Origin of the sequence: Mycoavidus cysteinexigens (assembly GCF_003966915.1) — a bacterium.
GTDB lineage: Bacteria > Pseudomonadota > Gammaproteobacteria > Burkholderiales > Burkholderiaceae > Mycoavidus > Mycoavidus cysteinexigens.
Map to the genome: position 1 here is coordinate 2,409,866 of NZ_AP018150.1, position 26,009 is coordinate 2,435,874.

21 protein-coding genes are annotated in these 26,009 nt (G+C 49.5%); 9 read left to right on the plus strand and 12 right to left on the minus strand.

The genetic code is table 11. The features are described 5' to 3' along the window. The first annotated feature begins 3 nt into the window (after window positions 1–3). Together MCB1EB_RS10180 and MCB1EB_RS10185 are read left to right on the plus strand one after the other, a co-directional pair. Window positions 4–1,641, plus strand: a complete 1,638-nt coding sequence (locus MCB1EB_RS10180) for a PqiB family protein (protein ID WP_045364605.1) — start codon at window positions 4–6, stop codon at window positions 1,639–1,641. Further along, window positions 1,638–2,324: a PqiC family protein gene (locus MCB1EB_RS10185; protein ID WP_052393957.1), complete on the plus strand. Its 687-nt coding sequence runs from the start codon at window positions 1,638–1,640 to the stop codon at window positions 2,322–2,324. Before MCB1EB_RS10180 ends, MCB1EB_RS10185 begins: the two co-directional genes overlap by 4 nt. Here MCB1EB_RS10185 and MCB1EB_RS10190 read toward each other — a convergent pair. From MCB1EB_RS10190 to mnmA, 3 genes are all read right to left on the minus strand, one after another. Next, window positions 2,293–2,904: a coiled-coil domain-containing protein gene (locus MCB1EB_RS10190; RefSeq protein WP_081953552.1), complete on the minus strand. Its 612-nt coding sequence runs from the start codon at window positions 2,902–2,904 to the stop codon at window positions 2,293–2,295. The two genes, MCB1EB_RS10185 and MCB1EB_RS10190, sit on opposite strands and share 32 nt — an antisense overlap. An 83-nt stretch (window positions 2,905–2,987) precedes the next feature. Next, window positions 2,988–4,385 carry an adenylosuccinate lyase gene (purB, locus tag MCB1EB_RS10195; RefSeq protein WP_026921450.1) on the minus strand — a complete coding sequence of 466 codons (1,398 nt, stop codon included), beginning with the start codon at window positions 4,383–4,385 and terminating at the stop codon, window positions 2,988–2,990. A 148-nt stretch (window positions 4,386–4,533) separates the two neighbouring features. Beyond that, complete coding sequence (mnmA, locus tag MCB1EB_RS10200; protein ID WP_045364602.1) at window positions 4,534–5,625, minus strand: tRNA 2-thiouridine(34) synthase MnmA; 1,092 nt, start codon at window positions 5,623–5,625, stop codon at window positions 4,534–4,536. 94 nt (window positions 5,626–5,719) lie between these two features. Here mnmA and MCB1EB_RS10205 point away from each other — a divergent pair, with 94 nt between their 5' ends. From MCB1EB_RS10205 to MCB1EB_RS10220, 4 genes are all read left to right on the plus strand, one after another. Continuing rightward, on the plus strand, window positions 5,720–6,880 hold the full coding sequence (locus MCB1EB_RS10205) for an ATP-binding protein (RefSeq protein ID WP_045364599.1): 1,161 nt from the start codon (window positions 5,720–5,722) through the stop codon (window positions 6,878–6,880). A gap of 48 nt (window positions 6,881–6,928) precedes the next feature. After that, entirely contained in the window at window positions 6,929–8,077 is a 1,149-nt protein-coding gene (locus MCB1EB_RS10210) for a Re/Si-specific NAD(P)(+) transhydrogenase subunit alpha (RefSeq protein WP_045364595.1), read from the plus strand. Window positions 8,078–8,182: 105 nt separating this feature from the next. Further along, window positions 8,183–8,527: an NAD(P) transhydrogenase subunit alpha part 2 gene (locus MCB1EB_RS10215; protein ID WP_045364592.1), complete on the plus strand. Its 345-nt coding sequence runs from the start codon at window positions 8,183–8,185 to the stop codon at window positions 8,525–8,527. Then, window positions 8,524–9,948 (plus strand): NAD(P)(+) transhydrogenase (Re/Si-specific) subunit beta, encoded by a 1,425-nt coding sequence (locus MCB1EB_RS10220; RefSeq protein WP_045364589.1) that lies wholly within the window; start codon window positions 8,524–8,526, stop codon window positions 9,946–9,948. Before MCB1EB_RS10215 ends, MCB1EB_RS10220 begins: the two co-directional genes overlap by 4 nt. A gap of 10 nt (window positions 9,949–9,958) precedes the next feature. On the opposite strand, the gene MCB1EB_RS10225 is transcribed toward MCB1EB_RS10220, so the two are convergent. Continuing rightward, window positions 9,959–11,239, minus strand: coding sequence for a THUMP domain-containing class I SAM-dependent RNA methyltransferase (locus MCB1EB_RS10225; protein WP_045364586.1), 1,281 nt, complete (start codon window positions 11,237–11,239; stop codon window positions 9,959–9,961). Window positions 11,240–11,480: 241 nt separating this feature from the next. Between MCB1EB_RS10225 and MCB1EB_RS10230 the strand changes: the two genes are divergently transcribed. Together MCB1EB_RS10230 and MCB1EB_RS10235 are read left to right on the plus strand one after the other, a co-directional pair. Further along, window positions 11,481–12,890 carry an amino acid permease gene (locus tag MCB1EB_RS10230; RefSeq protein WP_045366254.1) on the plus strand — a complete coding sequence of 470 codons (1,410 nt, stop codon included), beginning with the start codon at window positions 11,481–11,483 and terminating at the stop codon, window positions 12,888–12,890. 53 nt (window positions 12,891–12,943) lie between these two features. After that, window positions 12,944–14,341 (plus strand): KamA family radical SAM protein, encoded by a 1,398-nt coding sequence (locus tag MCB1EB_RS10235; RefSeq protein WP_045364584.1) that lies wholly within the window; start codon window positions 12,944–12,946, stop codon window positions 14,339–14,341. A gap of 207 nt (window positions 14,342–14,548) precedes the next feature. Here MCB1EB_RS10235 and MCB1EB_RS10240 read toward each other — a convergent pair whose 3' ends face one another. The 7 genes from MCB1EB_RS10240 to MCB1EB_RS10270 all read right to left on the minus strand — a co-directional run bounded on the left by MCB1EB_RS10240 (window position 14,549) and on the right by MCB1EB_RS10270 (window position 22,229). Then, entirely contained in the window at window positions 14,549–14,974 is a 426-nt protein-coding gene (locus MCB1EB_RS10240) for a CopD family protein (RefSeq protein WP_034956937.1), read from the minus strand. A 219-nt stretch (window positions 14,975–15,193) separates the two neighbouring features. Next, window positions 15,194–16,465, minus strand: a complete 1,272-nt coding sequence (locus MCB1EB_RS10245) for a glutamate-5-semialdehyde dehydrogenase (protein ID WP_045364581.1) — start codon at window positions 16,463–16,465, stop codon at window positions 15,194–15,196. Beyond that, window positions 16,462–17,541, minus strand: coding sequence for a DNA polymerase III subunit delta (holA, locus tag MCB1EB_RS10250; RefSeq protein ID WP_045364578.1), 1,080 nt, complete (start codon window positions 17,539–17,541; stop codon window positions 16,462–16,464). Before holA ends, MCB1EB_RS10245 begins: the two co-directional genes overlap by 4 nt. Before the next feature lie 41 nt (window positions 17,542–17,582). Then, window positions 17,583–18,140: an LPS-assembly lipoprotein LptE gene (locus tag MCB1EB_RS10255; RefSeq protein WP_026921458.1), complete on the minus strand. Its 558-nt coding sequence runs from the start codon at window positions 18,138–18,140 to the stop codon at window positions 17,583–17,585. A 13-nt stretch (window positions 18,141–18,153) separates the two neighbouring features. Further along, window positions 18,154–20,820, minus strand: coding sequence for a leucine--tRNA ligase (gene leuS / locus MCB1EB_RS10260; RefSeq protein WP_045364575.1), 2,667 nt, complete (start codon window positions 20,818–20,820; stop codon window positions 18,154–18,156). 99 nt (window positions 20,821–20,919) lie between these two features. Further along, on the minus strand, window positions 20,920–21,726 hold the full coding sequence (gene dapB, locus MCB1EB_RS10265) for a 4-hydroxy-tetrahydrodipicolinate reductase (protein ID WP_045364572.1): 807 nt from the start codon (window positions 21,724–21,726) through the stop codon (window positions 20,920–20,922). After that, on the minus strand, window positions 21,723–22,229 hold the full coding sequence (locus MCB1EB_RS10270; protein ID WP_126354023.1) for an outer membrane protein assembly factor BamE: 507 nt from the start codon (window positions 22,227–22,229) through the stop codon (window positions 21,723–21,725). The genes dapB and MCB1EB_RS10270 overlap by 4 nt, the downstream gene beginning before the upstream one ends. 174 nt (window positions 22,230–22,403) lie before the next feature. Between MCB1EB_RS10270 and fur the strand changes: the two genes are divergently transcribed. After that, the gene (fur, locus tag MCB1EB_RS10275; protein ID WP_045364570.1) at window positions 22,404–22,832 is read left to right on the plus strand and encodes a ferric iron uptake transcriptional regulator; all 429 of its coding nucleotides are present in this window, start codon (window positions 22,404–22,406) and stop codon (window positions 22,830–22,832) included. On the opposite strand, the gene MCB1EB_RS10280 is transcribed toward fur, so the two are convergent. Continuing rightward, a complete protein-coding gene (locus MCB1EB_RS10280; RefSeq protein ID WP_126354024.1) occupies window positions 22,833–25,946 on the minus strand; it encodes a hypothetical protein in 3,114 nt (1,037 codons plus the stop codon). Window positions 25,947–26,009: the final 63 nt, after the last annotated feature.

The window sequence follows — 26,009 nt, forward strand, 5'->3', positions numbered from 1 at the left end:
ACCATGACTCAACCCGAAACACATCAGTCAGATTCAGCCCAGCAAACGTTGACAGCACCTCTTCCCGCCCCTGTGGTTGAGCCGCGTGGACGCTGGGTCCCTTCGTTAGTTTGGTTAATTCCCCTGCTCGCTGCGCTGATTGGCATTGCGCTAGCCGGACAAGCCATCTTGGCATCTGGCCCAACCATCGTCATTAGCTTTAAAACCGCTGAGGGGCTTGAGCCAAATATCACTAAAGTCAAATATAAAGATGTCGATATTGGCGAAGTGAAAAATATCAAATTAAGCGAAGATTTATCGCAAGTACTGGTTGCGGTTGAATTAACTCGGAATGCCGCTAGCTTTGCCGTCACCGACACGCGTTTTTGGGTGGTACGGCCCCGCATTGCGGCAAGTGGCGTATCGGGGCTCAATACATTGTTATCGGGTTCTTATATTGGCGTTGATGCAGGTCAAACAAACCAAGTATGCAAAGAGTTTACAGGTCTTGAAACGCCTCCGGCGATTACCGGCGATCAAAAGGGACAGCAATTTACTTTACATAGCGACACTCTTGGCTCGCTCGATATTGGCTCACCGGTTTATTACCGGCGCGTGCCAGTCGGACGAGTGGTTGCGTCGCAGCTCGATAAAGATGGCAGTGGCGTAACGCTCAGTATATTTATTCATGCGCCGTATGATCAGTATGTGCGTACCAATACCCGTTTCTGGCATGCGAGCGGGATCAATTTAAACTTGAATGCGAATGGCTTTAATCTCAATACGCAATCACTGGTCGCAGTACTCATCGGCGGCATCGCTTTCCAAACGCCGCCAGGCCAAACGCCGAATCAAGCTGCCCCAAACAACAGTCACTTTCAGCTCGCTGCTGATGAAGCGGATGCAATGCGGGGGACTAGCGCTCAGCCAATTCGCATTGTCTTTAATTTTGCACAATCTTTGCGCGGCCTTTCGGTTGGCGCTCCGGTTGATTTCCGCGGCATCACGCTTGGCCAAGTCGAATCGATTGGCGTGGATTACAACCCGAAAACTCAAACTCTACGTATGCCGGTCACGGCTATCCTCTACCCCGACCGGCTAAGTCAAAGCTTTGCTCAGGCATTCAACCCCAAAGGGCAGGAACAAAAGGCGCAATTATTGACGAATCTGAGCAAGCGTGGTTTACGCGCACAATTACGCACAGGCAATCTGCTAACTGGTCAATTGTATGTTGCGCTCGATATGTTCCCCAAAGCCGCACCGGTCAAATTTGATCCAACGCGCCAACCTTTCGAGCTGCCGACGCTACCTAATACGCTTGACCAATTACAGTTGCAAGTGACCGAATTAGTGCGCAAACTGGATAAAATCCCCTTCGATGAAATTGGTTTGCATCTGAATAGCACCCTTAAACGCACAAACCATCTACTCCAACAACTTGAGACCCAACTTGCGCCACAAGCCAGGGATCTGCTACTGTCCGCGCAGAAAACCTTTGATGCCGCCAATGCGACCCTACAACAGGGTTCCCCATTGCAGGCCGATATTCATCAAGCGCTGACGGCTCTAACTCGCACCCTGCAATCGCTCAATGCACTGGCTGATTATATAGAGCGACATCCAGAGGCACTGATTCACGGCAAACCGAGAGACAATCAATGACTTATTATCTGCAAGCCCTATGCAAAAAACCTTCAGCAGCGCTGATGGCTACCCTAACTCTCTGCGCGGCAATGATAAGCAGTGGCTGCACGTCTTCGCCACGCACATATTTTTATACTTTGAGCGATGCCGTCACGCCGCCCGCAACGTCAGTCACGCTGCCTGTTGATTCGGCATTTTATATTGAAGTGCTGCCGGTTGAGATCCCGGCCCAAGTCGCGCGCCCTCAGCTCGTCATAACCACTAGCCCAGGTCAAGCGGATATCAAAGAGCAACAACGCTGGCTAGCGCCATTGAATGAAGAAATTCGTTATGTTCTATCGACCTCGCTAGCCGCTCAACTCTCCACAGTCGATGTCTATCGAACGCCACATGCAGACAATCGGCCTGTCTATCGAGTCATGTTGAATGTACGGCGTTTTGAATCAGCACTCAACGCACAAGAAGGTAGTCATACATTAATTGCTGCAACCTGGAGCGTACAAGCCGTTGGATTGCCTCAGCAACCTACTTTCACAACGCTTGCAGAAAGCTCAATGACAAAAGAGACAATCACGCCCAGCTACGATGCAATCGTCGAAGGCCACCGGCATGCAATTGAACGAATAGCAAAGGAGATTGCAAACGCCATTCGAACAATAAACAATAACGCTACGCAGTCAAACCGACCGGCCAAAATTTAAACAAACTGAGTAAACCGCTTTGCGCAATTGCCAGCCCGATGATCCATTTGAGAAGGCCAAATCGCAAATCCTTGATTTCATGGCTTAGTTCATTGCGTACGCCGTCTATCTTATTATTCAACTCGTTACGTACCCCGTCTATCTTATTATTCAACTCATTACGTACACCGTTTATCTCATTACTCAGCTCATTACGCACACCGTTTATCCCATTACTCAGCTCATTACGTACATCCTTTATTTCATTGCTCAATTCATTACGCACATCTTTTATTTCATTGCTCAGCTCACTACGTACCTCTTTTATTTCTTTACTCAAATCATTACGCACCGCTCTTATTTCGTTACGTACATCTTTTATTTCATGCTGTAACTCTTCTTTGACGGCTAGTAAGTCCCCTTTAGTTGGCAATTCTTGCAAGTTAATTGCAAAAATCTCAGACAGAACCTCTGCTTCAGCTTCTGCTTGCGCAGTTGGAACGCCCGCCTCCTGCATACGTTTAGAAAATTTTAATGTATCAAATATCGCCATAGCCATAACCAACCTCCCCAATTCTCTCAAATCTGGCACACGTAACATTTTCCCCTCACAAATTAACCTATTTGGTTAAATTATCATCCAAATATTTATCTTTTGCAAGGGATTTTTATCAATTATTTCAACTATTTCACATGTGCCGCTAATTCAATAGCCTTACCAATATATGAGGCTGGAGTCAAAGCCAACAAATACGTTTTTGCATCTGCCGGAATAGGCAGTGTACTAATAAATGTATGCAATACTTCGCGGGTCATGCTCTTGCCACGGGTTAAGTCCTTGAGCTGTTCATATGGGTTAGGCACACCATAACGGCGCATCACCGTTTGCACGGCTTCGCCCAGCACCTCCCAACACCCATCAAGATCAGCGTTAAGCCGCTGCGGATTCACCTCAAGTTTAGCGAGTCCGCGCAGGCAAGCGTCATAGGCCAGCAAGGCATGACCCAAAGCAACGCCTATATTGCGTAGCACCGTCGAATCCGTCAGATCGCGCTGCCAACGCGAAACGGGCAGTTTATCCGCTAAGTGCCGCAGCAGCGCATTGGCTAGTCCCAAATTGCCTTCTGAATTTTCAAAATCAATGGGATTCACTTTATGCGGCATCGTGGAAGAACCCACTTCGCCTGCTTTGGTTTTTTGTTTGAAATAACCCAGCGAAATATAGCCCCACAGATCACGATTCAAATCAAGCAAGATAGTATTTGCGCGGGCAATCGCATCAAACAATTCAGCCATGTAATCATGTGGTTCAATCTGAATCGTATACGGATTGAAGGTTAATCCAAGCCGCTGCTCAATCACCGCGCGCGAAAACTCAGGCCAATCCAGCTCTGGGTAGGCGCTCAAGTGAGCATTGTAATTACCCACCGCTCCATTCATCTTACCCAATACCTGCACAGCGGCTATGCGCTCAATTGCGCTTGATAGGCGGGCCGCAACGTTGGCGATTTCTTTGCCAAGTGTAGTAGGACTAGCCGGTTGGCCATGCGTACGCGACAGCATGGGTTGTCTAGCATGAGCGTGCGCTAATTCGACGAGCCGCGCGTGCAACGCCTTTAACGCCGGCAGTAATACGGACTCGCGAGCGCCCTTAAGCATCATTCCATGAGCCGTGTTATTAATATCTTCTGAGGTGCACGCAAAATGAATAAATTCACTTGCGCGCTCTAGCTCAACTTGCCCTTTAACGGATTCCTTCAGCCAATATTCAACCGCTTTGACATCATGGTTAGTGACCTGCTCAATTTGCTTGATGCGCAGTGCATCTTCTGCGCTGAATGTCTCAATAAGCCGGAGTAAAAAAGCTTCAGATTGCGGGGAAAAACGCGGTATTTCAGATAAGCCTGCGGCAGATAACGCAAGCAGCCAATGAATTTCAACCTTAACGCGATGGCGCATGAAGGCAGCTTCTGAGAGCCATGTGCGCAGCGCCTCAGTCTTTGCTGCGTAGCGGCCGTCAAGCGGGGACAGCGCGGTGAGTGTATGAATCGGGTCAGAAGAGGTAAAAGTAGTATCAGCCATGGGGGAATCGCTTTTTTATAGAGATGCGATTTTAGCATTGGCGGGGGCACTTAGGCAGGCAGCTCCTCGCAAGTAGCTAACCTCGGCAACGGCAAAATTACAATGCGCCTAAAATACGTAAAAAAACGCATTTCAGCAACTTCACGCTCTAAACATTAACCCGATCAATCACCCCTCCGCCCAGGCAAATATCACCGTCATATAACACCGCTGATTGCCCGGGCGTCACCGCCCATTGCGCTTCATTAAAACGCAATGCAAAACGATCTCCCCCACTACCTTCTATTGCGCATTGCATATCCATCTGCCGATAACGCGTTTTCGCGCTGCAGATGAACCCATCCGGCGGTGCTTCACCTGCAACCCAGCTCGCATCAGTCGCCTGTAATGTTAAGCTCGTTAACCATGGATGATCGTGCCCTTGCACAACATAAAGGGTGTTCTGCGCAAGATCTTTCATAGCTACAAACCATGGTTCGCCATTGCCTCCTCGGCTACCGCCTAGCCCAATGCCTTTTCTCTGCCCGAGCGTGTAAAACGCTAGCCCAATATGCTCGCCGACTACGCGCCCGTCTGGCGTTTTCATTGGACCTGGCTGATGCGGCAAATAGCGATTCAGAAACTCTCTAAATGGCCGCTCGCCAATGAAACAAATCCCGGTTGAGTCTTTTTTCTGCGCGTTAGGCAAGCTAATTTGGGCGGCGAGCTCGCGCACTTTGGTTTTGGGCAATTCGCCTAAAGGAAAACAGGTCCGCGCCAGTTGAGGTTGTGTCAGCCGGTGTAGAAAATAGCTTTGGTCCTTCGAAAGGTCATGAGCTTTTAGCAACTGAAAGCTGCCATGCGCAGCCTGCTGCACGCGCGCATAATGCCCTGTGGCGATTTTTTGCGCACCTAAGGCAAATGCATGATCCAAAAAAGCTTTGAATTTGATTTCAGCATTGCAGAGTACATCTGGATTAGGCGTGCGCCCCGCGGCGTATTCGCGCAAAAATTCAGCGAATACGCGATCTTTATATTCCGCGGAAAAATTAACGGCCTCAAGATCAATGCCAATCAGATCTGCGACTGATACGACATCCAGCCAGTCCTGACGAGTTGAACAATATTCATCGTCATCGTCATCTTCCCAATTTTTCATGAAAAGACCGATCACTTCATAGCCTTGTTGTTTAAGTAGCCAGGCCGCTACCGATGAATCGACTCCGCCTGACATGCCTACTACGATACGTTGCTTAGTCATAACTTGTTACTTCAATCATGGCCTTTTATGGTAAATTATTTTTCTAGCCATAATTTATGGCGCTAAAAATATTCTTACATAAAAGGTTATTTTTATGCTCATTCAGTTCACCTATAAACGGCCCGCATTAGCTCATAGCTTGTGCGATAGTCTGATGGGCGTAGGGATTGCCAATTCGCGTTCTGGCCTGTTCTTGGCTGGGCCACGACGCGTTGGCAAAAGCACGTTTCTTAACGAAGATCTTATCCCGCAAGCTCAAGCGCGCCAATGGATCCCCATTTACGTTGATCTATGGTCAGACAAAAACACCAATCCAGCCACACTTATTGCTGAAGCGATTAAAACTAAGATCGCCTCCTTTGACGGCATCATTGCCCGTTTAGCAAAAGCCGCGAAACTCGATAAAGTCACGGTGATGGGTACGCTCATCCTAGATTTTAAACAATCCGGCTTGCCGCCAAACACCACCTTGGCGGACGCATTGCGCATTTTGCACCATATTACTAAACAACCGATTGTTTTAATCGTGGATGAAGCGCAATGTGCACTCACTACTGAAGCCGGATTAAACGCTATGTTTGCGCTCAAATCCGCACGCGACCAACTGAATAGCGGCGATGGCATACCCACCTTGATGCTTGTCTTTACTGGTTCCAATCAAGATAAGCTCGCCCACCTCGTACTCAAAAAAGAGCAGCCTTTTTTTGGTAGCGATGTGATTCAGTTTCCTTTATTAGATAAGGGATTTACAGATGCTTTCACGAATTGGGTGAATCAAAGTTTATCGCAAAATAACCAATTTACCCAAGAGGGTATGTGGGCAGCCTTTAAATTAGCCGGATACCGGCCAGAAATTCTGCGCCAGCTTGCAGGCAAAATCGCGCTGAGTGGAAATGCTGCCGGTTTTGCTGATTTGCTCTCTCAAAATGCTGAAATCTGGCATGAACGCATTTGGGAAGAATTCGAGAGCGATTTTAACGTGCTGACTTCATTGCAGCAGGCTATTCTAGAAATCATGGTGCATAAAGGCCGCGCTTGGCTACCCTATTCCGAGTCCTCGATGGCAAGCTATCGACAGTTAAGCAAACAACCTGCACTGACGATTGCTTCAGTCCAAACTGCAATTCAAAGCCTACGTGAGCGCGGCTTTATTTGGCAATCTGGACGCGGCGCTTATGCACTTGAAGACGATAGTTTTGCCGAATGGTTTCGGCATAACCGTAAGCCAATATCGGATTCGGTTCAATCAAGTTAGAATGCGCAAAACGCAACGGACTTAATTCGAATACCAAGGAAAAATAAAATGCATATTGGTATCCCGCTGGAGACCTATCCAGGTGAGACGCGCATCGCGGCGACGCCTGAGACCGTGAGCAAACTCGTGGCGCAAGGGCATCGCGTCACAGTACAAAAGGATGCCGGCGCGCGCGCTTGGTTCAGTGATCAAGCGTTTCTCATGGCTGGCGCTGAGATCGGGGATGTGCATACCGCATTTGCAGCGGATCTCGTACTTAAAGTCCGTGCCCCCAATCCGACTGAACTGGCTTTAAGTAAACCTGGCTCAGTCTTAGTAGGCATGCTGAATCCATTAGATACCGAGCAGGCGAGGCTTTTTGCCCAAGCCGGCCTGACCGCTTTCGCGCTAGAAGCCGCCCCCCGCACAACACGCGCCCAAAGCCTTGATGTTTTATCATCACAGGCGAATATCGCAGGTTATCGCGCCGCGCTTTTGGCGGCCTCACTGTATCCTCGGTTCTTGCCGATGCTGATGACCGCAGCCGGCAGCGTGAAAGCGGCGCGGGTCTTGGTCCTTGGCGCGGGAGTAGCAGGTCTGCAAGCGATTGCAACCGCAAAACGACTCGGTGCAGTGGTAGAAGCATCCGATGCACGTCCGGCGGTGCAAGAGCAAATAGAATCGCTGGGCGCGAAATTCATTAGCGTGCCGTATGCAACTGACGACGAGCGTGCCGCCGGCGAAGGCAGCGGCGGTTATGCACGGCCCATGCCAGCAAGCTGGTTGCAACGCCAAGCAACGCAAGTACGCGAACGGATACGGCAATCCGATATTATTATTGCGACCGCACTGATTCCAGGCCATCCTGCCCCTATATTGATCAGCGAAGAAACCGTCAAAACCATGCAACCAGGTTCCGTGATTGTTGATCTAGCCGCCGGACACGGCGCCCTATCGAATCCGAGTGCAGGCAATTGTGCTTTGACCGAGACAGATAAGGTCGTGACTCGCTATGGCGTACAAATTGCCGGTTATACCAATTTGCCAGCACTCGCCGCGACTGATGCGTCAACGCTTTATGCGCGCAATATACTGGCTTTTCTAAAACTGATTATTGATTCAAGCGGCGCATTGGCAATTAATCTGCAGGACGAGATTGTGGCCGCTACGCTCCTGTGCCGCGCTGGGCAACAATTAAAACCTGCTCATAAACCGTAAGCAACTGTTTTTCAGTTTAAGGCGCACGCTGATGATGCGCGATCCAATACAGCTTATGTGTTTTGCGCTTAAGCTGGGGACTCAGTTTTGTCATGGAGATCAACAATGGATATGATCAATCACACAACCCTTAATTTGATTATTTTTGTGCTCGCCATTTATGTCGGCTACCAAGTCGTCTGGCATGTCACGCCGGCGCTGCATACCCCATTAATGGCTTTAACGAATGCTATTTCAGCGATTGTAATCGTCGGCGCGATGCTCGCCACGGCACTCACGACCCACCATACCAGCCGGCTCTTCGGCGCAACCGCAGTGTTGCTTGCCGCCGTGAATGTTTTTGGCGGCTTTTGGGTCACGCATCGCATGTTAGCCATGTTTAAAAAGAAAAAATCTAAAAACCATGCGCCCGAAACAAATCGTGCACTCACAGACAAGGATGCGCAATGAATATGAACCTTGTTACGCTGCTGTATTTGCTTGCATCGGTGTGTTTTATTCAGGCGCTAAAGGGTTTATCTCACCCCAGAAGCGCGCAGCGCGGCAATCTCTTCGGCATGGCTGGCATGGCGCTTGCGCTTGTCACGACATATGCGCTTATCGCCAAACAAGCGCCTGTACTCGGCGCGGGATCGGCTTGGTTGCTGGGCGCGCTGATAGTCGGGGGCGGGTTGGGTACGCTGGCAGCCGCCCGCATTGAAATGACAAAAATGCCTGAACTTGTGGCTGCTATGCATTCATTGATTGGGCTCGCTGCCGTTTGCATCGCCTATGCAGTCGTGGCTGAGCCGGCGGCTTTTCTGATTTCAACCACGGGGCTTCTGCCGTACAGCAATCGCGCTGAACTTCTTATTGGCGCTTGTGTGGGCTCCATAACTTGCTCTGGCTCGGTGATTGCCTTTGGCAAACTGGCTGGCAAGTACCGCTGCCGACTGTTGCAAAAAAGTCCAATTATTTATGCCGGACAGCATCGATTAAATTTAATGTTGGCACTTACGATGATCGGTTTTGGGGTGCTTTTTTTGCTCTCGCAAAATTGGCTGCCCTTTATTTTAATGACCGTGCTCGCTTTTGCCCTAGGCGTACTGCTGATTATTCCGATTGGCGGCGCAGATATGCCTGTCATTGTATCTATGCTTAACGGCTATTCGGGTTGGGCCGCAGCGGGGATTGGCTTCTCCCTGAATAATCCCATGCTGATTATCGCCGGCGCGCTCGTTGGCGCATCCGGTACGATCCTGTCTTACCTTATGTGCCGCGCGATGAATCGGTCATTTTTAAATGTATTGCTGGGTGGCTTTGGTCAAAATGCGCCCTCGGCAACTCACCCCGAGCACATTAATCGGCCAGTCCGCACAGCGAGTGCCGATGACGCAGCTTTTGCGCTGGCTAACGCTGAATCAGTTGTTATTGTGCCAGGTTACGGACTCGCCGTAGCGCGCGCGCAGCATGCGCTCAAAGAATTAGCTAGCAAGCTCGCCAGCCAAGGCATCCAGGTGCGTTATGCAATTCATCCTGTCGCGGGCCGGATGCCCGGCCATATGAATGTACTGTTGGCAGAGGCTGAAATACCTTATGAACAGGTGTTTGAAATGGATGATATTAATCTTGCATTTAGCCAAACCGATGTCGCGCTTGTACTGGGGGCAAATGATATTGTGAACCCAGCGGCTAGAAACGATCCTCTATCGCCCATTTCAGGCATGCCTATCCTTGATGCACATCGGGCGCGCACAGTGATTGTCAATAAACGCTCAATGGCAGCGGGTTACGCCGGGCTCGATAATGAACTCTTTTATATGCATAAAACCATGATGGTGTTTGGCGATGCAAAGCAAGTGATTGAGGCAATGGTTAAAGCGTTAGATTAACCGCCTCGATTCATTTCTGATTTGAACGCGACTCACGCAGCGAACCCTTGACAAGATCAAAGCGGAACAGCCGGCATTCGATCGGGCCATTGAAAAGTGGAGTCCGTTTTGCTGCGCACAAACGCATTTGACCAGGCAAACCACGGTCGGAGGTTAAGACGAAGGCTTGCCAACCGGTAAATTTTTGCTTCAAAGTATCGCCCAAAGCGCGAAAAAAATCCTCTTGAGCTTCATCCGTCTGCTCACGGTGAAACAATTCATCGCGCTGCTGGCGCATTGTGTGCGTCTCGCGGTCTTGGCTGCGCGCTCGCGCCGCCGAGCCACGCACGTCAACCCGCTCGCCATAGGGTGGATTGGCGATAATCACGCCAGGCGTTTCCGTAGGCGCTGCCATAACGCGCGCATCCACTTGCTTTAACCATAGATCATGCAAGCCTGCCCGTTCTAGGTTAGCTTGTGCTTTAACCAGCATGTCCCCCGAAATATCGCTGCCAAAGATGTTTAATTCTCTGCGCGTGCGACGCGCTGCATCTCGTGCTTCAAACGCTGCCGCCTTGAGCGCGGGCCAGGCGCTACGATCATAGGATTGAAGTTTTTCAAACGCAAAATGACGTTCGCCTCCAGGCGCTAAACCAAGTGCGATTTGGGCGGCTTCTATAACAAAAGTGCCGCTGCCGCACATCGGATCATAGAGCGGCACTGCGGGCGTCCAGCCGCTGAGGCGCAGGATGCCTGCGGCTAGGTTTTCGCGTAACGGTGCCGCGCCCTTCGCCAAGCGCCAGCCGCGCTTAAATAAGGCCTCGCCAGTTGTATCCAGATAGAGCGTGCAATGAGTCGCATCCAAAAAAGCAAACACGCGCACATCAGGCGTTAGGGTATCAATATTGGGCCGCGCTCCTGTCATTTTACGCAGGCGGTCGCAGATCGCATCTTTTACACGCAAAGCCGCAAAATTTGAATTACGCAAGTTCGCGGTTTTAAGCGCAGTAAGGTCTACGCGTAATGTTTGTTGCGCAGTGAACCAATCTTCCCAAGGCTGCTCAAACGTAAACGCAAAGACATCATTTTCATTGTGATAAGATTGCCGTGCAATTTTTAATAGAACGCGGCTGGCGATACGCGAATGCAAGTTCACCGCCATAGCAGTTGCAGGTTCGCCGGTAAAATATACCCCGCCAGGCGCAACAGCGCCTACTGTAAGAGGTGTCTGTAGTGCGATCTCTCGTAGCTCGTCGGCAAATACTGCCTCCAAGCCACGCGGACAGGGTGCAAAAAATTCGAGTGAGGGCATAAATTTTGTTAGACTGCGCGCTTCTTTGCGCGAAGTTCTTATTTTAGTAGGTTATTAATCGAAATAGAGGTAAATCTACTGTTTTTTTTCTCTTTTTCGGGTGAATATATATATCGACAGAATTGCATATTCCAGAACTAAATCTATCTGGTTTGGAAGGCTCTGGTTAATTTAGCGCTAGAAAACCCTTGGTTATTCTAGCGGGATGTTCAAAATATTGGAGTGGAAATTGAAGAAAGGCATGACCAAACCACTGAGCGGCCAAGCAGCCACATCAGCAGCTCGCGGTACTCTCGATACTGGGCTCAAGGAACGCCACGTTGCAATGCTTTCGATTGGGGGCGTAATTGGCGCAGGTTTATTTGTTGGTTCTGGGCATGCGATTGCTGCAGCCGGGCCCGCGGTAATCATTGCATATCTGATTTCAGGAGCACTGGTTTTATTGGTTATGCGGATGTTGGGCGAAATGGCGGTGGCTTTGCCCGATACAGGTTCTTTTTCAACCTATGCTGATCACGCAATTGGCCGGTGGGCGGGTTTTACGATCGGCTGGCTTTATTGGTGGCGCAAAGTTTTGGTCATTCCGCTAGAAGCGACGGCCGCTGCCATTATTTTACATTCATGGTTCCCGGACGTTGCAACTTGGATCTTCGCTTTAGCCATCACTGCTATTTTGACTCTAAGCAATTTATTAAAAGTCGCCTATTATGGCGAACTTGAATTCTGGTTTGCGCTAATCAAAGTAACCGCGATTATTTCCTTCATCGGCATTGGCTTAGGCGCTATCCTGGGCTTTTTTCCAGCAAGCAGTGTCAGCGGCATAGATGCGCTCACCAGTGTCGTGGGTGGCTTTGCGCCAAACGGCTTCGAGGCAGTGCTTGGAGCAATGGTAATTGCCATGTTTAGCTTATTCGGCGCAGAAGTCTCGACCATTGCGGCGGTAGAATCCAAAAATCCCGTCCGGCAAATTACCCGAGCCACTAATTCCGTTATCTGGCGCATCAGTATCTTCTATTTGGCATCCCTTTTTGTCGTGATCGCGTTAGTGCCATGGGACGATCCTCTCTTGCCAGAAATCGGCGCGTATCAGCGGGTGCTTGAGTTAATTAATATCCCCTACGCCAAAGCGTTAGTGGATGTGATTGTCTTCATCGCATTAATTAGTTGCCTCAATTCCGCTTTATACACCGCATCCAGGATGATTTTTTCGCTTAGCCAGCGTGGTGACGCCCCGGCCGCAATTCAACGCACCACGCGCAGCGGCGTGCCAGCGTTAGCCGTATTAGCCTCCACCGCAGTGGCTTTCTTAACAGTAATTGCAAATTATTTGATGCCCAAGCAAGTATTTACTTTCTTGCTGGCGACTTCAGGCGCCATCGGATTGCTGGTTTATTTAGTGATTGCCATTTCTCAACTACGTTTGCGCGCGCGCTTACTCGCCAGTGGCAAAGAGTTAAAACTTAAGATGTGGCTCTTTCCATGGCTTACTTGGATTGTTATTGTTGCGATCACGATTATTTTAATTGCCATGTTTATCCAGCCGAATCACCGCATGGAAATGATTATTACTGCAGCATTAGCGGTCGTTGTGGCGCTTACGGGTTTAGTCATCAACCGTAACCACGAGGCGCCCAAGCTTCCACAAGATTGAGCTAAATTTAAGCACAATGTTTAAAAAAATCGAACCAAATAGGGGTGTATATCATGTCTCAAGAGGTTTTAACTCCGCCAAAATTTAAACCCTATACTCGTCAATCGATCCAGCAATCGCCGCAGTGGGAGAAAATTCCGCTTGAGCTGCGCGAAGCGGTGCTTGTTGTTTCGCGTGTACTTCCCTTCCGCACAAATCAATACGTGATGAGCGAACTAATAGATTGGGAGCGCGTGCCAGATGACCCAATTTATCGCCTCACTTTCCCGCATCAAGCGATGTTGCCGCCCGCAGAGTATGCTCAGCTCAGAGACTTAGTGCTGATTAAAAAAGACGAGGTGGCGATTGAAGCGCAAGTGAAAAAAATTCGCTTGCAGATGAATCCGCATCCAGCCGGTCAAATGACGCATAACGTCCCCCTGCTAGATGGCGCTCCGGTGCAAGGTCTACAACATAAATATAAAGAGACCGTGTTGTTTTTCCCCAGCGCCGGGCAAACGTGCCATGCTTATTGCACCTTCTGCTTTCGTTGGCCACAATTTGTTGGCATGGAAGGGCTTAAGTTCGATGCCAGAGAATCAAACGAGCTTACCGCTTATCTAAAGCAGCATAAAGAAGTGACCGATGTGTTAATTACTGGGGGCGATCCCCTGATTATGAATACTCGCTCGCTCACCGAGTATATTGAACCGCTCCTTGATGCAGAGCTTGATCATATTCAAAATATTCGGATTGGCACCAAATCTGTTGCCTATTGGCCACATCGCTTTGTGACCGATAAAGACGCTGACGATTTATTGCGACTTTTCGAGAAAGTTGTAAAAGCAGGCAAAAATTTGGCATTGATGGGGCATTACAATCACCCTATTGAATTACGTCAAGAGATCGCTCAAACAGCCCTGAAGCGTATTTTGTCAACTGGCGCAACAGTGCGCATGCAATCTCCGCTGATCCGCCACATCAATGATGATGCTAAAGCATGGGCCGAATTATGGACTTTAGGCGTTCGTCTAGGGGCGATTCCATACTATATGTTTGTTGAGCGCGATACGGGGCCGCATGAATATTTTCAACTACCGCTCGCCAAAGCTTATGAGATTTTTCAAGCCGCCTATCAAAACGTCTCTGGCCTAGCCCGTACTGTGCGCGGACCGTCCATGAGCGCTTTCCCGGGTAAAGTGGTGATAGATGGCATCGTTAATATTCATAACGAAAAAGTGTTTGCCCTACAGTTTCTACAAGCTCGCAACCCAGATTGGGTGCGCCGGCCATTTTATGCCAAATTCGATCCAAGTGCGACTTGGTTAGATGATTTGGTTCCAGCTTTTGGCGAGAAACAATTTTTCTTTGAGAAAGATGGGAGAACCCCAACAGACATTAGGTCAAACCCAAGCAACGCCACCCATTCGGTGATCAAATTTGCCCCGCGTGAACTACGCAAAGCATCTTAGATGCCATTTAAGATAATGGATTAAAAGTAGTTCTAATCAGCAATGGAATGACTCTCATTCACTCTTTTGAGATCAAAAAAGTGAATGGGAGTTTTTTAAAGCCCGTTCGTTGCAGTGCGCTGAATATTTTTTAAAATCATTCTGATTAAACTGCGCAATCGCTAGCTTATTTTTCAGCGCAACACCGCTTGTCACATGCAATACGCTTTAAAATGGTTTAAAAATCACTAAAAGTACGGCGGCCAACAACCCTAACACCGGCAATTCACTCAATCCGCGGTACCAGCATGGGTTACGCTTATTGCGCCCCTGTTCGAAGGCGGTCAGCAACTTACCGCAAGTAATATGGTAAGCGATCAAAAGCGCAACGATACTTAGCTTCGCGTGCATCCAACCATTGCCTGGACCCTCAAGGCCAATCCCAACCACCAACCATAACCAAAGTCCGCAGCCAAGCGCAGGCACCGCAATAATCGTCATAAAGCGAAAGAGCTTACGCGCCATCAGCAGCAGACGTTTGATTGCTGCCGGCTCGGTTTCTTGCGCCAGGTTCATATAAATCCGTGGCAGATAAGCCAAGCCCGCAAACCAGGATGCGACAAAAACAATATGGAACGATTTAATCCAAAGCATGAGTATTTTTTAGAAAAAGATGTCAACTGACAGGCCTTACGACAACCACAGACTGTCAGATATAAATTGCCACACAATAAGTAGCGGAGATAATCAGGCCGAATATTATGCCAGACCTTGCCCACAACGGTGCATTAGTTTTGTAGGCATTTTCAGATCGTGGAATTTTTCAGCTCAAAAGGACAAAATAGCATACGTTTCACCCTATTTCCCCGCTTTCTAACCCCGTCCTTCGCCATGGCCTAAGACAATATATTTCAATGAAGTTAGACCTTCTAAGCCAACCGGCCCACGCGCGTGCAGCTTGTCATTTGAGATGCCAATTTCCGCGCCTAGTCCGTATTCAAAGCCATCAGCAAAGCGCGTTGAAGCATTCACGATAACGCTTGCCGAGTCTACTTCACGCAAAAAGCGTTGGGCATGATCATAATGCTCGGTCACAATTGCATCGGTGTGCGCTGAACCATAAGTATTAATATGGTCAATTGCAGCATCTAGATCGTCAACCATCCGAATCGCAAGAATTGGCGCCAGGTATTCGGCGCGCCAATCTGCCTCAGTTGCGTCAGTCAGAGAGCCAATCCCGGCTTGCTCAAGCACGGCCCGACTGCGGGCACAGACGCGTAATGCGACGGCCTTATCCTGATATAAACGACACAGTGGCGGCAAGATTTGCGGCGCAATGCTAGCTGCAACTAGTAAGGTTTCCATCGTATTACACGTACCGTAGCGCTGCGTCTTGGCATTGTCACAAACCCGCAACGCTTTGCTCAGATCCGCAGCGTTATCGATATATACATGACAAACGCCGTCTAGATGTTTAATCATTGGCACGCGTGCTTCACGCATGAGGCGCTCAATCAAACCCTTGCCGCCACGCGGCACAAGCACGTCGATATATTCAGTCATGGTCGCCAACTTGCCTACTGCGGCGCGATCCGCCGTGGCGACCAATTGCACTGCATCGGCGGGTAAGTCCGCTGCCGCCAAGCCAGCGCTGATTGAGCGAGCGAGCGCCAAATTGCTTTGTAGCGCCTCTGAGCCACCCCGTAAAATCACCGCATTACCCGCCTTTAGGCACAGCGCTGCGGCATCAATGGTAACGTTAGGACGCGCTTCATAAATTATCCCAATCACACCTAGCGGTACTCGCATTCGACCTACCTGAATCCCCGTCGGGCGGGATTTAAGTTCGCTGATTTCGCCCACTGGATCCGGTAATGAAAGGACCTGCCGCAAGCCAGCAATCATTGTGCGCAGCGCTGCATCAGATAGCGTGAGGCGATCAATAAAGGCTGCATCCAAGCCCTTTTCTTGAGCCAGTGCGCAATCACGTTGATTGGCTTCTTTTAAGCGTGCTATGTCTTGTTCAAGCACAGAGGCAATCGTTTCCAACGCATTATTCTTAGCTGCGGTTGTCGCTCGCGCCATCACCCGTGAGGCAGCGCGCGCGCGTTGACCGAGATCGGTCATATAGTGATCAAGATTCATAGACACCATTTTTTTGATTGATTGGGCTGCGCTACGGTCATCGCTAACTCAAACAGGCCGTGCCACGGATCTGCTGGCAGCAAAGCGCTACGCGACTCAGTTGCCCAAAGCTGCGCCAGCCCTTTGAGTTGGCGATCTAGGCGCGCTGCAAAAGCTAAACCCGCGAGCAATGCCGCTTCGTTCAGCCGCGTTAACGCAGCGCCGATGAGTTTTTCGCGCGGACCCCATACGCGCTGCTCACGCAATAGTAACGGCAGCGGTCGGCCAGCCGCGATGCCACGTTTAAGCAGTAAAAGCATCCGTAGCTCCTCAACTAAAGCCCATAATACCAGCATAGACGCTTCGCCTTCGCCACGTAAACCATCTAGTATGCTGGATAGCCGGCGCACATCGCCAGCAAGCATGGCTTCACTCAGTTTAAAAACATCGTAACGCGCAACGTTTAATAGCGCATCGCGAATTTGCTCAGCACTCAGTTCGCCTCGCGGATAGATCAACCCAAGCTTTTGAATTTCTTGATGCGCTGCTAGTAAATTGCCTTCGACCCGCTCTACAATCAACTGCAGGGTCCGCTGACCGGCCTCGCCAGGCGCCACATTTTGGCCCTGGGCAGCCAAACGCTGACCGATCCATGCTGGCAGCGCCGCTCGCTCAATACGATCAATCCGCAGCGCTACACCAGCTTGAAGCAAAGCTGTAAACCACGCAGCTTTTTGCGTGGCAGCATCTAGTCTAGGCAAAATGATTAAGATCACCCTCTCTGGCTGAGGCTCGGCAGCCAGTCTTTTTAGAACTTCGGCTCCCTCTTTGCCTGGCTTACCGCTCGGAATGCGTAACTCAAGCAATTGACGCTCGCCAAAAAGCGACATGGATTGACTTACGCCAAGCACTTGGCTCCAATCAAAACCACGCTCTACTGTGAAGATAGAGCGCTGGGTGTAAGCCGCAGCGCGGGCCGCAGCGCGCATTTCGTCCAGCGCCTCCTGCACCAGAAGATGCTCATCGCCATACACGATGTAGAGCCTTGCAAGCTCCTTACGTAAATGGCGAGCAAGAGAATCAGCACGCAGTTGCATAAGTTTTTTGCCTTAAGCGCAATCGATTATTTCTCAGTGATTTACAGCGGCGGCGGCGGTAATGGAGCGCGCGGCTGCACTACTGGCACAGACTCGTTGACAGGCTTAAATTTGTTCACTAAAGCCAAGCGCCGCATTAATTGATCAATGGCGTCATTTTCCATGTCTCGATACAGCAATTCGGATTCAGTTTGCTTGGCTAGCGTGTAGCGGTCACTATAGGTCATTGACCGATTCAGGCGCATCATACTGGATGGAATCAATACCATGCCATCCGCACTCGTTAATGCATAAGTCACGGTGCTAACCAGCTCATACTCTTCAACCACCCCTTGGGCAGTCAAACTTAAAGCGCGCTGATTGCGCGAAGTCGAGATAGAGAAAATCACCTCAGCATCACGCACTTCATTCACTACAAGCGTATCGCTGCCGGCCTGAATCATGCGTTTTAACCGTGCGGTCATGGCCGAGCTCACCATGCCAGAAGGCTCGATATAAAGGCGCTTAAACGCATAATCCTGCCGCCCCTTAAGCTGAAAGCCGCAAGCAGCTAGCAAAATCATTGCCAAGACAATCGGCGCGGCCAAGCGGACGCTCATCATAAAAGCCTCCTTAAATCACTAGGTTGACAAGACGCCCAGGCACTAACACAATCTTCTTTGGCATCTGTCCATTGCTAAAGCGCTTAAATATCTCATGGGCAAGCGCCGCTTGCTCAATTTCAGCGCGGGACGCCTCTTTTGCAACCGTCAACGCGCCTCGCACCTTGCCATTGATCTGCAACACTAACTCACTTTGCGCCGCCTCCAGTGCGCTTTCATCAACTTCGGGCCACGGCGCATCTAATAGAGCACAGCCAAATTCAGCTTTAAACTCGAGTTCATCCCACAAGGCACAACCAATATGCGGCACCACTGGGTATAGTATGCGCAACAAAATCCCATATCCCTCACGCACCACAAGGCTCCACATTTCTGTGTTTTCATGCGCCTGGGCCTCTACCGCGGCTTCAAGCGCCTTCAGCATTTTCATCGCCGCTGAGACAACCGTATTGTACTGAACGCGCTGATAATCAAATTCAGCTTGCTTCAAAATGCGCTGAATGTCGCGGCGCAACGCTTTTTGTGGCTCAGTTAAATGGCTTAAGTATGGGCTAGCCGTTAGCGCGCCGGAATGCACAGCGGCGGCGCGCGCCATTGACTCAGCCTGCGCATAGCCAAATGCCCACAGCCTACGCAAAAAGCGGCTCGCTCCGTCCACCCCTGCATTTGACCATTCAAGCTGTTGCTCAGGCGGAGCAGCAAACATTGTAAATAAGCGCGCAGTATCTGCGCCATATTGATCGATCAGGGACTGTGGGTCAACGCCGTTATGTTTTGATTTAGACATTTTCTCAATGCCCCCAATCTCAACCGGTAGTCCATCCGCATTGAGCGTCGCACCACAAGCTCGGCCTTTGCTATCACGCTGCAAAGTGACTTCAGTCGGATTAAACCAAACCCGCTTGCCACCAGCATTGTCACGATAAAAAGTTTCGTTTAGCACCATGCCTTGCGTCAGCAAATTTTTGATCGGTTCAGAAAACGTCACCAAACCAAGATCCTGCATCACTTTGGTCCAAAAACGCGAATACAACAGATGCAAAATCGCATGTTCAATGCCACCGATATATTGATCCATCGGCATCCAATACTCAGTGCGCGCATCAATCATCGACGGTTTGCCATCTATTTGCGCCGCCGGACAGGTATAGCGCAAGAAATACCACGATGAATCAACGAAGGTGTCCAGCGTGTCGGTTTCACGGCGTGCGGGCGCACCACATTTAGGGCAGCTACAGTTAACAAAGGCGGCTGATTTGGCCAGCGGGTTACCGCTGCCATCTGGCACTAGATCCTCCGGCAATACAACTGGCAAATCCGCTTCAGGCACTGGCACCTCGCCACATGCCGCACAATGAATCAGAGGAATCGGCGTACCCCAATAACGCTGCCGAGAAATGCCCCAATCACGCAAACGCCACACCACACGTTGCTCACCCAGGCCGCGCTCGCTTAAATCGGCGACAATCGCTTGAACCGCCGGCTCATAAGCCAAACCATCGTATTTTCCGCTATTCACGCAGATGCTATTTTCTTTCTCTGCATACCAAGCGGCCCAATGGGTATCCGAGTAAGGTTGTTGGTTGACTGCAATGACTTGCTTAATCGGCAACCCATACTTAAGCGCAAAGGCGAAATCGCGTTCATCGTGGGCCGGCACGCCCATAACCGCGCCTTCACCGTAGCTCATTAATACATAATTACCAAGCCATACTTCAATTTCTTCGCCAGTCAGTGGATGCTGAACAAAAAACCCCGTGGCGATCCCTTTTTTCTCGAGCGTCGCCAAGTCAGCTTCTGCGCTGCCTCCTAATTTGCAGGTTTCTATAAAAGCCTGTAATTCTGGGCGTTTTTGCGCCAAACGCAACGCTAACGGATGTTCCGCAGCTATCGCGCAAAACGTAACACCCATTAGGGTATCAGCGCGGGTTGTGAAAACCCGTAACTGCTTATGCTCCCCATCGAGTTGATAGGGGAAGCTGATCGTGGCGCCGACACTCTTACCCAGCCAATTTTGTTGCATCAGCTTAACCCGCTCAGGCCAGCCCAGATCATCAAGCGCATCTAATAACTCTTGCGCATATTGTGTGATCCGCATGTAGTACATTGGAATTTCGCGTTTTTCAACCAACGCGCCTGAGCGCCAGCCACGGCCATCGATGACTTGTTCATTTGCCAATACGGTTTGGTCAACGGGGTCCCAATTCACTGTACCGGTTTTTTTATAAACAATCCCCGCCTCTAACATCTTTAAAAACAGCCACTGGTTCCATTTGTAGTAGTCTGGCTCGCAGGTCGCAATTTCGCGCGACCAATCTATGGCTAGTCCGATCGCCTGCATTTGCTTTTTCATATAAGCAATGTTGTCATAGGTCCATTGCGCAGGCGCCACGCCATTCGCCATTGCGGCGTTTTCCGCCGGCATGCCAAAAGCATCCCAGCCCATCGGCATTAATACATTAAAGCCCTTCATCCGCAGATGGCGGGCCATCACATCATTGATTGTATAGTTGCGCACATGCCCCATATGCAGCTTGCCAGAAGGGTAAGGCAGCATTGATACGCAATAAAACTTCTTGTCCCGGGGCGCGGCTTCGTTTACCTGATATACATTGTGTTGCGCCCAATGACGCTGCATCGCCGATTCAACCTCGGCAGGAATATACTTTTCTTGCATAGGGGATAAAATTTTCAATAAAGTAAATGGGAAATTGCATGAAATAGCATAGCCGCTGCACCAGCAGGGTAAGCAATGCTGATATGGGTTACAGCTTAGTTAACGCAGACCCAGCACATCTTGCATATCAAATAGGCCATTGGGCTTATCGGCCAAAAAATGCGCGGCCCGTAGCGCGCCTTGCGCATAACTTACGCGGCTGGCCGATTTATGAGTAATTTCAATGCGCTCGCCCGCACCCGCAAAAAGGACCGTATGGTCGCCCACAATATCGCCGCCACGCACTGTGGCGAAACCGATGGTTGAAGGCTTACGTTCTCCGGTAACGCCTTCACGGCCATATACCGCCACTTCCGCTAAATCACGGCCTACCGCCTGCGCGACGATCTCGCCCATTTTAAGGGCCGTGCCTGATGGCGCATCGACTTTATGCCGATGATGCGCCTCAATAATTTCAATATCGTAATCGCTCGCCAACAAACGCGCAGCAAGCTCAAGCAGCTTAAAAGTCACATTCACGCCAACACTCATATTCGGCGCCAACACAATCGGCACTCTACTCGCAGCCGCTTCAATCTCGGCGCGCTGCGCCGGCGTAAAACCAGTGGTTCCAATCACTAATTTCACGCCATGTTCAGATGCTGCTTGCAAATGGGCCAGCGTACCCTCCGGGCGCGTAAAGTCGATCAAACAGTCGGCCGCCGCTAGCACCGCGTGCATTTCATTAGAAACGCTTACCCCTGTGCGTTGGCCTAAAAATGCCCCTGCGTCTTGCCCTATCAGCGCACTATTCGCGCGCTCATAAACCCCAACCAACTGCACGCTGGGCGTAGCAAGCACCGTCTCAATCAACATCCGCCCCATGCGGCCAGAAGCGCCCGCTAGCGCAATTTTAAGCGCGCTCATTGGCTCTCGGCACTTGACGCACGTGCAGATGCGCTTTGTTTACGACGCGTGTTAGCACGCCGGTCGCCGTCAATTTCAGCTAATAATTCATTTTCAGACGGCAAATCTTCGCCACCTGTCCAGCGCGATAACTGATCGCGCTCAAAATAAACCGCCAAATGGCGGCGCTGCACCACTTCAGTTGCGCCACGCTTGAAGTAAAAAATATAATCCCACTGATTTGGGTGAAAAATATCGATTAAAAGCGGCGTGCCCAGCACTGCGCGCACGTGCTCTCGCGGCATGCCGACTTGCAGTTTAGCGACGGCTTCACGGGAAATAAAGTTGCCCTGTACCACAGTAATCTGGTAGGGTGTAATGTGCTGAGCAATCCGTTGAGTTGTGTCGTTATAGGTCGAACAAGCCGCCAACAGCATAGCGCACGCTAGCGCCAGCGGCCGCCTTATGGTTTGCGGTAAAGCCAATCGATTGAGGCGGCTAAACGTGAAAAAAAACAATTTCATCTTAAAAATTTTGACTAAATAGGTTGCTGGAACGAATAACCTACCGAAAACTATGAACAACTTATCCGTTTGAAAAGAGGATTCTTTACCGCGCCAGACATTATGACTTGGCCCAGCCACCCCCTATTCATAAAGATATGCATTGTACCCTTTACTTGTGACTCGTAGCTAACCATGAGCAATCATTCCGATTTAAAAAGCATTGGCCTCAAAGCGACGCTGCCACGGCTGAAAATCCTCGAGATTTTTCAAAATAGCACAATCCGGCATTTGAGCGCCGAAGATGTGTACCGCACGCTCCTTACCGAAGAACTCGATATTGGCTTGGCTACAGTTTACCGAGTGCTCACGCAGTTTGAACAGGCGGGTTTGCTAACCCGCAGCAACTTCGAATCGGGCAAGGCTGTATTTGAGCTCAATGAAGGCACGCATCACGATCATTTGCTGTGCGTTGACTGCGGTTTAGTCGAGGAATTTTACGACCCCGAAATCGAACGACGTCAGCAGATGATCGCCGAAAGCCGGGGCTTTGTCCTGCATGAGCATTCGCTGGCTTTATATGGTTCCTGCCGTAAGGAAAACTGTCCGCATAAGAAAGTTTAATTAGGTTGATTTAGAATCAATCCAAGGCTGGTAATACTGCTGATGCAATTGCGCGAACTCTGGCAAAGTTAGCTCAGCCTCAGATTTATTGAGTACTGATGAAGCGTCATCTATCGTTTTAGATGTATTAGAGCTTGCTGTTAACGAGCTTCGCCTACTTTGAACGACGGTCGTACTTGACGTTTCTGTTCTTGCTACTTGAGGCTTGGTTGAATCCAATAACGTGGCCTTGGCTTGAACGCCCCCATTTTTTTGTGAGCCGGTATTCAATTTTTGGCCGGCAAGCTCGCGTAATCGCGCAGCTTGAATTTCGGTTCCAATCAGCTTGCCTCGTAAATCACGATAGCGTTTTGGCGCTATTGCCAATAAATATTCAGCAAAGCGCTGGTTACAGTCGATTGTTGGCTGAGCAGTTTTAGTTTGCAGCTTTTGTATAGAACTCCGCCCTTGTTGTAAAAGCATGAAAGCTTCTTTGAGTCTTAGTAACTTTTCCGCTGACATGTTTTGTGATTCAGATGCCGGTGACTTTTCCTGCTCTTTAAACCCACTATCCTCTAGTTCTTCTAGTATGCTTCTTACTTCGTTACGTAAGTTGATACCATTTTCAAATCCTGAGCGGGTTTCAATACCTTTAAGAGAGGTATTGATGGGTTTTGAATTTAGATACGCCAACTGTAAATCTAATTGCAAATCACATATACGCTCCAGAGAAACGAGTTGCTGACTTAGCTGCTCAGGAATATCTTGCCTATTCTCTTTTAGAGATTTAACTGCGCTCCTTAAGTCATCACGCACTAAGAAATTAGCTTCAAAACCTAACTGAATCGCTTCATCTTCAACATAAGTTTTGATGGTTTCCGCGTTTACGCGAGCATCGCTCTGGTTCAAATATGCCAACTGAAAATCTAGCTGTAAGTCGCATTTACGCTCAAAATAAGCGAGCTGCTTACTTAGCTGCTCAGGAATATTTAACCTCTCATCTTTTAGATTTTTAAATTCTTTCCTCAACTTGTCACGCAATAGAACATCAACTTCAAAATCTAACTGAATATTTTCATCTTCAAGAAAATTTTTGATGGCGCTCACGTTTAAGGGAGTATCGACGCTATTCAATAAAGCGTCTTTTTCCTTCTGATACGCCGACCGTAACTCGAGTTGTACCTTATATTTTTGCTCCAGATAAGTGAGCTGTAAACCAAGCGCCTGCCGCATGAAATCAATCTGGGCGGAGGCATTTTTCGGCTGGTCCAGCCACTTCTTCAATGTGCGCTTGCCAAGGCCGCTGCGTTTTTCCGCACAAACCTGTTTATAGGTTTCTCGGGCTGCTTTGTAATCAAGACTGGTTGCTAGCTTTTTCGTAAATCCTGCGCTTGCTTGCCAACGTGCATATAAGTTCTTTTTAAAGGAAGAGAATTTTGAGATGGGTTGTTTTCTAGATTCAGTCGTTTTTTCTCGATCTGTTGAATACGGAATCCATCGATAACGTTTTTTGCTTTCCAATGCGGCCTGTGCAAGCAAATTCTGCCGTAAAGTTTCTCGCGCCTGAGCCTGATGATAAAAACGAGACCGCAATTCAGGACCTGTTTTGGCGCCCTGCGGGTGCGTAATATCCACAGCAGCTAAAGACTCTCGATCTAGTTCAAGGTCATCCTCAATTAGATAATCATCATAGCGTTTCTGTTTATCATGGCTATGTAAGAATTGTTGCGAGCAAACCGTCATAGTTAAACCACCGGCGATGGTGGCGGCCAGTAGCACGCCCAAGCCAACTGGGTTAGCAGCAGCGCCCGCACCGGCTAAGGAAGCCACTGTGATACCCATTTTCGCCAATGTACTGCCGGCATAAACTGTACTGCCCGTTAGAAAACCACTATTCCATTTCAAAAAGGATTTTGCAAACTCTTCGCGCTGAGCTAATTTGACACCTAAAAATTTTAAATAGTCGTCGATTATTGATAGCTGGGCTGTGCCATCTTCACTCACTTTTCGCAATTGTGCCCACGCAGCCTCGACGCTCGCCTTGCCTTGCTGGATCTGCTGCTTTTGCTTGCGTGATTTTTTAACAAAATAGGCGCCAAGCGCAGTCGCTCCAAGCGCGGCGGCAGGCCCCAACACCAACGCTGAAGCAGTTCCAACCACGGTTGCCGTAGTTGCGGCTGAACTGGTTATTAAACCTTGCGCCATCAATTGGGCCACATCAAGCTGATGGGCACTGGCAGCTAAGCCAATTTGCGTGGTACTTTCTGCTAGCGCTTTAGCGAGAATCGTGCTGCCTGAAGCAAGCGAGGCTTCGCCAATTTTTTTGTCAAGACGTTTCATCTCAAGTGAAAACTGCGTGTCTTGCAGTTTCTGATTTTTACACAACTTAGTTTGTTTAGCCAACGCGCAGACTGCCCCCAATGCATCTTGCATTTCTGCGGTTTTCAACAATTTTTCTATTCCTTCAACGAGGCGGTCTAGCTGCTTGATCTCTTTTCTGAGTTTACGAGCCTGCTCACTTTTTTCGCCATGCTCGGCAGCGGCTGCTTTTCGTGCATGCAGCCCCTCTCTGATGGCGAACAGCGCCAAGACAAAAATCAAGCCGGAGGTCCCCATTGACACGCCAAAATCCGCTCCGCCGGTAGGACTCACTTGATGCGCCGTATGCTCAAGGGGTGCATTTTTTAATAATTCTGCTTCTTCCTGCAGCTCGTGAATCCACGTCAAAGTTTCATCACCGCCCCCACGCCCCGCTTCGATCGATTTTTTAAGCAGAATATAAATCGCGTGTACGGCTTCGTCCAAATCAACCATAACCGCGCCGTGGCCGTGCTCATGGCTATCTTCCGCCTCTTTTACAGAGACTCCGCTCATAGACTGTGCGCTCAGCGCAGATAAGGGTCTTTTAGCTTTGGGGCCTTGTCCTGACCACGGAAAATTACGTTTCTGTCTATTTCCTATCACCCTCTCAGACAGGCTAGCCGTCTGGTCTATACCTACCGAGTATCTTGATCGGCTCGATGATAACGACGGACAATAAGTTTTTTCCTCTTCAGAGGCCAGCTCTTGCGCAATATATCGCGCACTATTTGAGTTTGGACGTGCACTAAAATCACTACGCGCAGAGTTTCCCATCAATATCCTCAATCACTTAAATAAGAACTATTCTCATCTTATGACTAAGTTGGCCCCTACGGA